Origin of the sequence: Ruegeria sp. YS9, assembly GCF_024628725.1 — a bacterium.
Classification (GTDB): Bacteria; Pseudomonadota; Alphaproteobacteria; order Rhodobacterales; family Rhodobacteraceae; genus Ruegeria; species Ruegeria atlantica_C.
The window spans coordinates 1,138,245-1,150,575 of sequence record NZ_CP102409.1 but is presented as its reverse complement, the minus strand read 5'-3'; the positions used below and the strand labels follow the sequence as shown (position 1 = coordinate 1,150,575).

At 59.9% G+C, this 12,331-nt stretch carries 11 protein-coding genes; all 11 read left to right on the top strand.

Annotated elements, in window-relative coordinates:
- Window positions 1–23: 23 nt before the first annotated feature.
- Window positions 24–314 (top strand): SCP2 sterol-binding domain-containing protein, encoded by a 291-nt coding sequence (locus NOR97_RS05890; protein ID WP_170344693.1) that lies wholly within the window; start codon window positions 24–26, stop codon window positions 312–314.
- Window positions 314–1,288, top strand: coding sequence for an alpha/beta fold hydrolase (locus NOR97_RS05885; RefSeq protein WP_257600523.1), 975 nt, complete (start codon window positions 314–316; stop codon window positions 1,286–1,288). The genes NOR97_RS05890 and NOR97_RS05885 overlap by 1 nt, the downstream gene beginning before the upstream one ends.
- Window positions 1,289–1,373: 85 nt before the next feature.
- On the top strand, window positions 1,374–3,194 hold the full coding sequence (locus tag NOR97_RS05880) for a M3 family oligoendopeptidase (protein WP_257600522.1): 1,821 nt from the start codon (window positions 1,374–1,376) through the stop codon (window positions 3,192–3,194).
- 83 nt (window positions 3,195–3,277) lie between these two features.
- Window positions 3,278–3,469: a hypothetical protein gene (locus tag NOR97_RS05875; protein ID WP_257600521.1), complete on the top strand. Its 192-nt coding sequence runs from the start codon at window positions 3,278–3,280 to the stop codon at window positions 3,467–3,469.
- The gene (locus tag NOR97_RS05870) at window positions 3,444–4,352 is read left to right on the top strand and encodes a LysR family transcriptional regulator (protein WP_257600520.1); all 909 of its coding nucleotides are present in this window, start codon (window positions 3,444–3,446) and stop codon (window positions 4,350–4,352) included. The genes NOR97_RS05875 and NOR97_RS05870 overlap by 26 nt, the downstream gene beginning before the upstream one ends.
- 96 nt (window positions 4,353–4,448) lie before the next feature.
- Entirely contained in the window at window positions 4,449–6,563 is a 2,115-nt protein-coding gene (locus tag NOR97_RS05865) for a hydantoinase/oxoprolinase family protein (RefSeq protein ID WP_257600519.1), read from the top strand.
- Window positions 6,560–8,269 (top strand): hydantoinase B/oxoprolinase family protein, encoded by a 1,710-nt coding sequence (locus tag NOR97_RS05860; RefSeq protein WP_257600517.1) that lies wholly within the window; start codon window positions 6,560–6,562, stop codon window positions 8,267–8,269. The genes NOR97_RS05865 and NOR97_RS05860 overlap by 4 nt, the downstream gene beginning before the upstream one ends.
- Complete coding sequence (locus NOR97_RS05855; protein WP_257600516.1) at window positions 8,266–9,477, top strand: FAD-binding oxidoreductase; 1,212 nt, start codon at window positions 8,266–8,268, stop codon at window positions 9,475–9,477. The genes NOR97_RS05860 and NOR97_RS05855 overlap by 4 nt, the downstream gene beginning before the upstream one ends.
- Window positions 9,477–10,250, top strand: coding sequence for an HpcH/HpaI aldolase/citrate lyase family protein (locus NOR97_RS05850; RefSeq protein ID WP_257600515.1), 774 nt, complete (start codon window positions 9,477–9,479; stop codon window positions 10,248–10,250). Before NOR97_RS05855 ends, NOR97_RS05850 begins: the two co-directional genes overlap by 1 nt.
- On the top strand, window positions 10,247–11,461 hold the full coding sequence (locus NOR97_RS05845; RefSeq protein ID WP_257600514.1) for a pyridoxal phosphate-dependent aminotransferase: 1,215 nt from the start codon (window positions 10,247–10,249) through the stop codon (window positions 11,459–11,461). The genes NOR97_RS05850 and NOR97_RS05845 overlap by 4 nt, the downstream gene beginning before the upstream one ends.
- Window positions 11,458–12,297: an NAD(P)-dependent oxidoreductase gene (locus tag NOR97_RS05840; protein ID WP_257600513.1), complete on the top strand. Its 840-nt coding sequence runs from the start codon at window positions 11,458–11,460 to the stop codon at window positions 12,295–12,297. The genes NOR97_RS05845 and NOR97_RS05840 overlap by 4 nt, the downstream gene beginning before the upstream one ends.
- Window positions 12,298–12,331: the final 34 nt, after the last annotated feature.

Here is a 12,331-nt window from a genome sequence, read left to right as displayed (position 1 = left end):
GCACTAACAATATGAGGAAAAGCATGAGCGAGACTCTTGAAAAGGCAGCTGCCGCGCTGAACGAAAAACTGGATGGCGGCGCGTTTGATGACACGGCCAAGTTTGCCATCACCGATCTGGGTTCGATCGTTCTGGACGAAAACGGTGCGCGGGTCAGCGATGAAGAGGCCAATGTCACCATGAGCGCTGACGTAGAAACGTTCGAACAGATCCTCAGCGGTGAACTGAATCCGACCGGCGCGTTCATGTCCGGAAAGCTGAGCATTGATGGCGACATGGGTGTTGCCATGAAGCTTGCCTCGGTGCTGGCCTGATGGAGTTGTCGCCGGCCCCCTTTTTTGAAGACGTGGCCGGCGGACCTGCCGGTGGACAGGCCCATTGGTTGATGACGTCTGACCAAAAACGCATTCGCGTGGGTCACTGGCGTCCGGTTGGTCGCGCCCATGGCACCGTCATGGTGTTTCCCGGACGCACCGAATACATCGAAAAGTATGGCAATACCGCCCAAGAATTCGTGAATCGTGGCTTCGCGGTGCTGGCCGTCGACTGGCGCGGTCAGGGTCTTGCGGATCGGCTGCTGGAAAACCCACGCATCGGCCATGTCGATCATTTCACCGATTACCAGCACGATGTTCAGGTAACCCTGGACCTTGCAGACGCTTTGGATTTGCCGAAACCGTGGTACGTCGTGGGGCATTCGATGGGCGGCGCCATCGGGTTGCGTGCCGTCATCGAAAAAGGGTGCTTTGCCGCTTGCGCGTTCACGGGCCCGATGTGGGGAATTTTCTTCACTCCGGTGATGAAACCTCTGAGCCGCGTTACGGCCTATTGGGGCACGGCGCTTGGCCTTGGCGAACGCACCCCCCCGACCACAACGCTTGAAAGCTATGTCCTGTCGCAACCTTTCGACGGGAATATGCTGACCCGCGACCCCGACATGTACCGGATTATGCAAGATCAGCTGAATGCGCATCCCGAACTGGCACTTGGTGCCCCCTCAAACCGCTGGCTGCGCGAGTCGCTGGACGAGTGTGAATGGTTGATGGAACAGCCCGCGCCGAAGACACCCTGTCTGACTTTTCTGGGCAGCCACGAACAAATCGTCGATCGCAAGGCCATACGGACACGTATGGCCAATTGGCCGAACGGCACATTGATCGAAATCCCCGACGGAGAACACGAGGTACTGATGGAAGCACCCGACGTTCGGGGGCCGGTTCTGGACCAGCTTGCCAAGCATTTCCTGGCCAACCAATCAAATGGGGCGTCCAGGCTGGTTTCATCGTAAACCTTTTCACCTTCGGGACTGGCCGCTTGTGATCCGGGCGCGCCAGCCCTAGATGTTTGCAAAAGCAGTCTACAAAAGGTGATCCATGCGCGACCTTCCCTTTCCCGTCCGTGACGCAAACGCAATGGGCGGTGCCGACAATCTGGGCAATCTGCCCGAATGGGATCTGACGGATCTCTACGCATCCGAAGAGGCGCCCGAACTGGCGCGCGACCTGGACTGGCTGGAGGGCGAATGTGCGGCTTTCGCTGCTGACTATGAAGGCAAGCTGGCAGAACTGGACGCCGCGGCCCTTTTGACCTGCGTTCAGCGCAATGAAAAGATCAACTCCATCGCAGGCCGGATCATGTCCTTTGCCGGTTTGCGCTATTATCAGCTGACCACTGACGCAGAGCGGGCCAAGTTCCTGTCGGACATGCAGGAAAAGATCACCGTTTTCACAACGCCTCTGGTGTTTTTCACGCTCGAGATCAACCGGATTGAAGATGATGTGCTTGGGGCGCATTTTGCTGCCAACCCGGATCTCGCCCGATACGAACCCGTGTTCCGCCGCATCCGCGCGATGAAGCCCTATCAGCTGTCTGATGAGCTTGAGAAATTCCTGCACGATCTGGGCGTTGTCGGCGACGCGTGGGAGCGTCTGTTCGACGAAACCATCGCCGGTCTGACGTTCAATGTGGACGGTAATGAACTGAACATCGAAGGCACCCTGAACCTGCTGACCGAACAGGACCGCTCCAAACGCGAGGCTGCGGCGCGCGAACTGGCCCGCGTGTTTCAGGAGAACATCAAAACATTTGCCCGTGTCCACAACACGCAGGCCAAAGAGAAAGAAATCGTCGATCGCTGGCGCAAGATGCCGACCGCGCAAACAGGACGTCACTTGTCGAACGATGTCGAGCCCGAAGTGGTCGAAGCCCTGCGCGAGGCGGTCGTGGCCGCCTATCCCAAACTGAGCCATCGTTATTATGAGCTGAAGCGCAAATGGCTGGGTCTGGACGTCATGCAGGTCTGGGACCGCAATGCACCGCTGCCGATGGAAGATACGCGCATTGTCAATTGGGACGAAGCCGAAAAGACGGTAATGGATGCCTATAACGCCTTTGACCCGCGCATGGGTGACATCGCGGCCCCGTTCTTCTCGAAAGGCTGGATCGACGCTGCGGTGAAACCCGGCAAAGCCCCGGGCGCCTTCGCGCATCCCACCGTGACCGACGTGCACCCCTATGTGATGCTCAACTACCTGGGCAAACCGCGCGACGTCATGACTCTGGCGCATGAGCTGGGCCACGGTGTTCACCAGGTTCTGGCCGCCGATCAGGGTGAGATGCTGTCGTCTACGCCATTGACGCTGGCCGAAACGGCCTCGGTTTTTGGTGAAATGCTGACGTTCCGCAAGATGCTGGACAAGGCCGAAACCCCCGAACAGCGCAAGGTGCTGCTGGCCGGCAAGGTCGAGGACATGATCAACACGGTGGTCCGCCAGATCGCCTTCTACGACTTTGAATGCAAGCTGCATGCCGCCCGTCGCGAGGGGGAACTGACCCCGGACGACATCAACGCCCTGTGGATGAGCGTTCAGGCCGAAAGCCTTGGCCCCGCATTCGAATTCATGGACGGGTACGAGACCTTCTGGGCCTATATCCCGCACTTTGTTCACTCGCCCTTCTACGTTTACGCCTATGCCTTCGGCGACGGGTTGGTGAACGCGCTCTATTCGGTCTATGAAAGCGGCGCCGAAGGTTTCGAGGACAAGTATTTCGAAATGCTGCGCGCAGGCGGATCAAAGCACCACAAGGAACTGTTGGCCCCGTTCGGGCTGGATGCCAGCGACCCGAAATTCTGGGACAAGGGCCTGTCGATGATCTCAGGCTTCATTGACGAGTTGGAGGCGATGGAGAGCTGAGACGCCCGTAACAGAGGGTGGCGACATCCGCCGTGCGGAAAAACCCTCCATTCTCGGCGATGTCGCACCCAAGGAGCTCTTGAATGCCCGCTACGCGGGACGGAGCGGGCCTTGCCTTCAGCAAAACCAACGTCTGCTCAGCACGCCGTGCGGACGAAGTCGTGTGTTCGAAAAGTGGTGTCTGCCCGATTGAAGTTGCTGAAAAGTCGGTGCCGTGCATGATCATGAAAACTGATCATGAGATTGAAGATGATAAAAAGCCGGATCACATTTAAGCAGCTCGAAGCCTTTTCATTTGTTGTGGACATGGGAACCTTTAGAGCGGCGGCCGCTGCCCTTGGCACAACTCAACCCAACATCTCGTCGCGGATCTCTGCATTGGAAGCTGCCTTGGATGTCACGCTTCTTTATCGCGACGCCGGTTCCGTACGTCTGACCACCAAAGGCAAAGAGCTTCTTGAGCGGACGCGGGACGTGCTTCGGGCGGGAGAGGCGTTGCTGGAAGCGGCCGGTCGGCAGGAGCTTATCGAAGAACGTTTACGGCTTGGTGTGACAGAACTGGTCGCCTGTACTTGGCTCCAACCCTTCCTCGGCCAGCTGCGGCGGGAATATCCTAACCTTCGGGTTGAACTTCAGGTCGACTTGTCTCGCCAAATCGAAGAACGCCTTCGAGAAGGGCAGCTTGACCTTGCCCTGCAGAATGCCCCGTTTACGTCGCGGACGTCAGGCGAAAGAATGCTTTCCAGCGAAACATATGTCTGGGTGGCGAATGAAGAAGTTGCCGATGGCCTTGCGGGCGGAGCCTCGGTCGGGCGTTTCTTTGACCGCGCTGTATTGACCCATGCGCGTCACACGGCAGCGGGGAATGCCTTGCATGAATTGGCGAAGGTGCGTGGCTACGATGCTGGCAAGATCGTCCATTCCAGCGCGCTGTCCGCATGTCTGCCGATGGTCAGCGAGGGGATGGGTGTGGCGCTTCTTCCCAGGTCGCTTGTGCAAGGGGAGTTGGACGCAGGCCGGTTGAATTCGCTCATTTCGGATTGGACTGCGCCGCCTTTGATCTTTTTCGCGCGCTTCAACGCGGACCGGGCGCCACGGTTTGTCGAAAGGGCGAGTGACATTGCGGCGGCTCTTCGGCCGAGCGCAGCTGAAGATTAATAAAATCTATAGGGTGAAGAAAATCAATTGATTTGATTTCTGATCTGCCATGGTCCCATGTGGACATGCTGACCTTGTGTGCATGTGGAGAGACAGATGAAGGCCGAATCCATTCGAATGGGCGTCGATATTGGCGGCACATTCACAGATGTCGTTCTGGAAAAGGCGGGCGAACAGTATTCGGTCAAAGTCCTGACGACCTACGCGGCCCCCGAAAACGCGATCATCGACGGAATGCACCAGGTCTGCACCAAGGCGGGCATTGACCCCAGCGAAATCGAACAGATCATCCATGGGACCACACTGGCCACCAACGCGCTGATCGAGCGTCGCGGGGCCAAAACGGCGTTGATCACGACGGAAGGCTTCCGCGATGTGATCGAGATGCGGACCGAAAGCCGGTTTGAGCAGTATGATCTGAACCTCAATCTTCCTGATCCGCTGTTGTCGCGCCACATGCGATTCACCGTCCCCGGACGCGTGAATGCCAAGGGAGAAATCCTGGTAGAGCTTGAACGTGCGGATGTCGAAGCCGTTGTGGACCGCATTGCAGAAGCGGGCTTCGAAAGCGTCGCGGTTGGTTTGATCCACTCTTACCTCAACCCCAAACATGAGCAGTTGGTACGTGATGTTCTGGTCGAAAAGCTGCCGAATGTTTCGGTGTCGATCTCGTCCGAGGTATCGCCGCAGATGCGCGAATACGAACGGTTCAACACGGTCGTGGCCAACGCCTATATCAAACCGCTGATGGCCTCCTACCTTGGACGGCTGGAGGACCGCCTGCGCGGCGAAGGTGTCGCCTGTCGCATCTTCCTGATGCATTCGGGGGGCGGGATCATCTCGATCCAGAATGCCGCGGATTTCCCTGTCCGGCTTGTCGAAAGCGGTCCGGCGGGCGGCGCGGTCTTCGCGGCCCATATCGCGGCCCGCTATGGTCTGGACAAGGTTCTCTCCTTCGACATGGGCGGGACCACAGCCAAGATCTGCCTGATCAAGAACCAGACACCCAAGACCAGTCGCGTTTTTGAGGTCGCGCGGACCTACCGGTTCAAAAAGGGCTCTGGCATGCCGATCTCGATCCCGGTGATTGATATGGTCGAAATTGGTGCGGGCGGCGGAAGCCTTGCCCATGTGGACGGGATGCGGCAGATCCGCGTCGGCCCCGAAAGCGCCGGGTCCGAGCCCGGGCCCGCCTGTTATGGGCGCGGGGGTGAACGACCAGCTGTCACGGATGCCGATCTTGTCCTGGGCAAATTGGACCCAGACAATTTTGCCGGTGGTTCGATCGCCCTTCATCCCGATAAATCAGAACAAGCCCTGAGCGCACATGTGGGCGACACGCTGGATATGGACGCAGTCGAGGCGGCCTTTGGCGTGGCAGAGGTGGTGGACGAAAACATGGCCAATGCCGCCCGCGTTCACGCTGTCGAAAATGGCGAAGACCTGAGCGAATACACCATGATCGCCTTTGGCGGCGCGGCCCCGCTGCATGCCGGGCGACTTTGCGAAAAGCTTGGGGTTGAGCGGTTGCTTGTGCCGCCCGGTGCCGGCGTCGGCTCGGCCATCGGCTTCCTGCGCGCGCCGTTCAGCTTTGAGGCCAATCGGTCGGTCTATATGAAGCTGAGCGATTTCGATGCGGACAAGATCAAGGGCCTGCTGACCGATCTCAAGGCCGAGGCGACAGGCTTTGTGCGCACCTGCGATGAAGTCAGCCCGATCCTGTCCGAGTTCAAGGTCTACATGCGCTACACCGGTCAGGGTTGGGAAATCCCGATCGCCTTGACCGAAGAACAGGCGATGAACCCCGACGCCGCGACCTTTCAAGCGCGGTTCGAGGAGGATTACACAAAGCTCTTTGGCCGCCCCGTCGCAGGCATGGATATCGAGATCACCGTCTGGTCGGTGAACGCCACGACGCCGCCCGAGGACGTCGCGCGCATTGAAACGACAGACGGCAGCACGCCTGTTGCTCTGAACGGCACGAGGCAGCTCTTTGATCCGGCGTCGGGCAAATACCTTGAGGCTCATGTCATCGACAGGAGCCGCATGCAGGCAGGCCAGCGCGCACATGGACCAGCCGCCGTAACCGAAGCTGAGACGACCATCATCGTGCCCGCCAGTCGGGATGCGATCCGGCAGCCTGACGGCTGCATCGACGTCGTCGCTCGCAAACCGAGCGCATCAGAAGGTGCCAAGGGAGCCCAACAATGACCCAAGAATACTCGAAAGTCGCCTATCAGGTCATGTGGAACCGTTTGATCTCGGTCGTGGAAGAACAGGCTCAGGCACTGGTGCGAACGGCCTTTTCGACCTCGGTCCGCGAGGCCGGGGACCTGTCGGCAGGCGTCTATGACACGCATGGCAACATGCTGGCACAGGCGGTGACGGGCACTCCGGGTCACGTGAACGCTATGGCCGATGCCGTCGCGCATTTCATCCGTCGGATCGGGCGACAAAACATGTTCGAGGGTGATGTCTACATCAGCAATGACCCGTGGGAGGGCACAGGGCACCTGCACGACATCACGATGGTTACGCCCTCTTTCCATAACGGCACCCTGGTCGGGTTCTTTGCCTGCACGGCGCATATCGTCGATATCGGCGGGCGCGGCTTTGGCGCGGACGCACAGAGCGTTTATGAGGAAGGTCTCTACATCCCGATCATGAAGTTTGCTGAAAAGGGCGACGTGGATGAGACCTTGGTGCGGATCATCCGGGGCAACGTGCGTGAACCGGACCAGTTGATCGGCGATATTTACGCGCTCGCCACTTGCAACGAGATCGGCCACCGCCGCCTGGTCGACATGATGGAGGAGTTTGGTCTCGACCATCTGGACGGTATCGCCAAATTCATCCTCGACAACTCGCGCCGGGCCACGATTGAAGCCATTGCCGCCCTGCCGCAGACATCGGCAACGGGCGAGATGACGATGGACGGCTTCGACGTGCCGATCACACTCAAGGTCAAGGTCAGCGTCGAAGGCGACCGGATCGTGACCGACTTCACCGGCACCTCCGGCCTGGACAAGAAGGGCATCAACTGCCCGCTGGTCTATACCAAGGCCTATGCCTGCTATGCGCTGAAGGTGGCGATTGCGCCGGAAATCCCCAACAACGCCGCCTCACTTGCGCCGTTCGAGGTCACGGCGCCGGAGAACTCAATCGTCAACGCGCTGCACCCCGCGCCAGTCGCCCTGCGCCATATCGTGGGGCATTTCGTGCCAGACGCGGTCTATGACGCCTTTGACAAGATCGTGCCGGGCCTGGTGCCCGCCGAAGGCGCCGGATGCCTGTGCAATTTCCAGGTCTCCTTGCGCCCGCGCACCGACGCGCCTGCCCCGCCTGATGCGCGCCGGTCTGAAGTGCTGACCTTCAACTCGGGCGGCTCTGGTGCACGGCCCGAACACGACGGCATGAACGCGACAGCCTTCCCATCGGGCGTGATGACGATGCCCATCGAGGCCACGGAACACGCAGGTCCCGTCATCATCTGGCGCAAGGAATTGCGCCCCGACAGCGGCGGCGCAGGCAAGACGCGCGGCGGTTTGGGGCAGTACATGGAAGTCGGCGCGCAGGAAGGCCACGAGTTTGACATCCAAGCCATGTTCGACCGCAGCCAGCACCCCGCCCGGGGCCGCCGAGGCGGCCGGAACGGCGCACCCACGACCGTCGCTCTGGACGATGGCTCGGCCATGCGGGTCAAGGGCAAGCAGTTCGTCCCACACGGGCGTAAGGTGGTGATGGCCTTTCCGGGAGGCGCTGGCTACGGTGATCCGGCCGAACGCCCGAAAGAGCTTGTCAAACGCGATCTGGCGCGGGGATATATTTCTGAAGAAACGGCTCGGACGGACTATGGCTTGTCCGCTGAGGACATCGCGGCGGTGCAATCTGCCGTCGCCAGGGGGGAACAGATATGAGCAACCAAAGCCCATCAAAGCAAAGCTATGACGTGATCATCATCGGAGGCGCCATCATGGGGGCCTCGACCGCCTGGTTCCTGTCGGACAACAAGGATTTCGATGGCTCGGTCCTCGTTGTCGAACGGGACATGACCTATGAGAACTGCTCGACCACGCACACGAACTCCTGCATGCGACAACAATTCTCAGCCGAGTTGAACGTCCGTATCAGCCAGTTTGCCGCCGACTTCGTCAAGAACATCCGCAGCTACATGGGGGGCGACGAACGCGTGCCGGAGCTTGGCATCCGCTCTTTCGGTTACATGTACTTTGCGGACAACGACGGCTTTGCCGATGTGCTGCGTGAAAGTCAGCAGGTGCAGCTGGCTGCTGGTGCTGCCACCCAGCTTATGACGCCCGAAGAGATCAAGGCCGCTTATCCCTTTTACAATGTCGATGACATCGTGCTGGGATCTATCAACCTGGTGGACGAAGGCTATTGGGACGGGGGCGCCGTAAATGATTGGTGGCGACGCCAAAGCCGCGAGCGTGGCGTCGAATGGATCCAGAACGAAGTTGTGGCGATCACCCGCAACGCCGCCGGAACACAGGTCGAAAGCGTCACTCTTGCCTCGGGCGAGGTGGTCGCCTGCGGTCAGGTCGTCAATGCCTCGGGTCCCCGCGCTGCGCGCACCGCCCGGATGGCGGGCATCGACGTGCCGGTCGAGCCGCGCAAACGCTATTCCTGGATATTCAAGGCCGAGCAGCCGCTGGATCGGGACCTGCCGCTGACCATCGACCCCTCGGGCGTGCATGTGCGCGAAAACGGCGGCGGAACATATCAGTGCGGCGGCCATTCCGACCATGACCCGGCTGTAGACTATGACGACTATGCGATGGACCATTCCCTCTGGGAAAACCACGTCTGGCCCATCCTCGCGACCCGCATTCCCCAGTTCGAAGCCATCAAAGTGCAAGCCGAATGGGCCGGACACTATGCCATGAACACCTTTGATCACAACGCGATCATGGGGCCGCACACCGAGCTTTCGAACTTCATCTTCCTCAATGGCTTCTCCGGCCACGGGCTTCAGCAGTCGCCCGCGATGGGACGCGGGACGGCCGAATGGCTGACCTATGGCGAATACCGCACACTTGATCTGTCGCCGTTCAACTACGAGCGGATCCCGGCAAACAGGCCGATCATCGAGAAAGCCATTATCTGATGAAGCTTCCCGCCAATCCATTCACCCGCGCCATTGCAGCCGGAGAGAAACAGGTTGGCCTTTGGATCAGCCTGTGCAGCAACTTCGCCGCAGAGGTGGTCTCGACCGCCGGATACGACTGGGCGCTGATCGACATGGAACACAGCGCCAACGACTATTTCAGCGTACTGGGTCAGCTTCAGGCCTTTGCGGCGTCCCCGACCACGGCCCTTGTGCGGGTGGAATGGAACGACGCGGTTGCCGTCAAGCGGCTGTTGGATCTGGGTGCGCCGGGCCTGTTGTTTCCGATGATCCAATCGGTGGAAGAGGCCGAACAAGCGGTGGCCGCAACACGCTACCCGCCTCGCGGCATTCGCGGTGTCTCAGGGGCAACCCGGGCAACAGCCTTTGGGCGCATCCCTGATTATGTGGCGCGGGTTGAGGAAGAAACCGCTGTTCTGTTGCAACTGGAAACCCGCGCAGCCGTCGAGCAGGCCGAAGCCATCGGCGCGGTCGATGGGGTCAGCGGCATCTTCTTTGGCCCTGCGGATATTGCCGCGGACATTGGCAAACTCGGCCAGCCGATGGACCCTGATGTTTGGGCCTTGATCAAGCCGGTCGCACAAAAACTGATTGCCAAAGGCATGCCGGTCGGCACCTTGGTCACGGACCCCGCTTTTGCGGCTGACCTTTTGAACGAAGGCTTCACCTTTGTCGCCATTGCGACAGACACGGGGCTATTGGCGCGGGCCGCAGATGCGGCACTGGCGCAAACAAAAGGCGGGTTGCAATGAGTTTCGCGGCATCGCGTCTAAAACCGGTCAAGCCGTCCGCCTCGGCCTGGGTCAGCCAGGCTGCGAAAGAGGCCAAGGCGCGTGGTGAAGATGTCATTGATCTTGGTCTTGGAGAGCCGGATTTCGACACGCCCGACCATATCAAGGAGGCGGCACATCAAGCCGCTCTCAGGGGCGAGACGAAGTATCCCCCCACGAATGGCACGCTTGCGATGCGGCGGGCCGTCGTGGACAAGTTCAAACGCGAGAACGACCTGGACTATGCGCTCGACGAAGTGATCGTGTCGAACGGAGCCAAGCAGGTACTGTTCAACGCCTTCATGGCCACGCTGGAGCCGGGTGACGAGGTGTTGCTCTGCGCTCCCTATTTCGGTCAGTACAAGGACATCGTGCTCATCCTCGGCGGTGTGCCGGTGCCTTTGGAATGCCCGGCTGAAGCTGGCTTTCTGCTGACGCCCGACCAATTGCGCGACGCCATCACGCCCAGGACCCGGTGGCTGCTCTTGAACCAGCCGTCGAACCCGTCTGGCGCGGTCTATTCAGATACCCAGATTGCGGCACTTGGCGACGTGCTGGCCGATCATGACCGCGTGCTGGTTCTGTCGGACGAGATATATGAACATATTCTGTTTGACGGGCGCGTGTTCCGATCGTTTGCGGCGCTTTGCCCGGGCGTGAAAGACCGCACTTTGACGGTCAATGGCGTGTCCAAAGCCTATGCCATGACTGGATGGCGCATTGGCTATGGCGCAGGGCACAAGGATCTGATCGCGGCGATGACCAAGGTGCAAAGCCAGATCTCGTCAGGCGCGTGTTCCATCGCCCAAGCGGCGGCGGCGGCGGCTTTGAACGGGCCGCAAGATGACGTCCGCAATTTCTGTCGGGCTTTCGAAGCACGCCGTGATCTTGTGGTCGCGCGTGTGGCAAAAATCCCGGGGCTGACACTCGACGCGCCAGGCGGCGCTTTTTACGGCCTGATCGGCTGCGCGGGTCTGATCGGGGCAAAGACCCCTCAGGGCGAGACGCTCGCAACCGATACGGATGTCACAGCCTATCTACTGAAGGCCGCTGGCGTTGCCGCCGTTCCGGGCAGCGCTTATGATCTTTCACCGTTTTTCCGCATTTCAACAGCCGCCTCGGAAGAGGTGTTGAGCACCGCGATGGATCGCATCGCCCGCGCTGTTGGCGACCTGAAAGGACTTAACCCATGAAAAAGATTGTACTCACCGGCGCGGCTGGCCGCCTTGGCTCGTACCTGCGCGAGCCGCTGTCCAAACTTTGCGATGAATTCGTCTCGTCGGACATTGCCGACAGTGTGGCGAACCTCGCGTCCAATGAAACCTACATCAAGGCGGATATCACCGACCTCGATGCCATGGTCGCCCTTCTGGAGGGGGCGGACATGGTGGTGCATTTCGGTGCAATTGGCGACGAAGCACCCATGGAGGTGCTTTGGGCGCCGAACTTCTACGGTGCCTATACCGTGTGGGAGGCCGCCTATCGCAACAAGCTGCGCCGGGTTGTCTATGCCTCGTCCATCCACGCGGTTGGCATGCACAAGAAGACGGATTTCATCGGCATCGATGCCCCGCACAAACCCGACACCTTCTACGGGCTTGCCAAGTGTTTTGCCGAAGACCTCGCCTCGCTCTACTGGGACAAACGCGGGTTGGAAGCAGTCTGCATGCGCATCCTGTCTTGCGCGCAGCCGACCAATTCGCGCGCTGTGGGAACCTGGCTCAGCTATGACGACCTGATCCATCTGGTGGAACGCGCGATCACCACGCCCATCACCGGCTTTAGCGTGGTCTATGGCGTGTCAAACAACGACCGCGCGCCGGTCGACAATTCCAAGGCGCAACATTTGGGCTACCGACCCAAGGACAACGCCGAACAATTCGCCAGGGAAATCTATGCCGCGGATGGCCCGCTCGACCCGCACGATCCCGCCAACACGCACCATGGCGGCCCATTCGCGGCTGTGCCGCTTGGCAACAGCGGGATGGCGCATCTCAACCTCGACGAAAACGACACCGGAAAGGACTAGGGCCGTAGATACCGTTGCATTGATCACAGCGGGC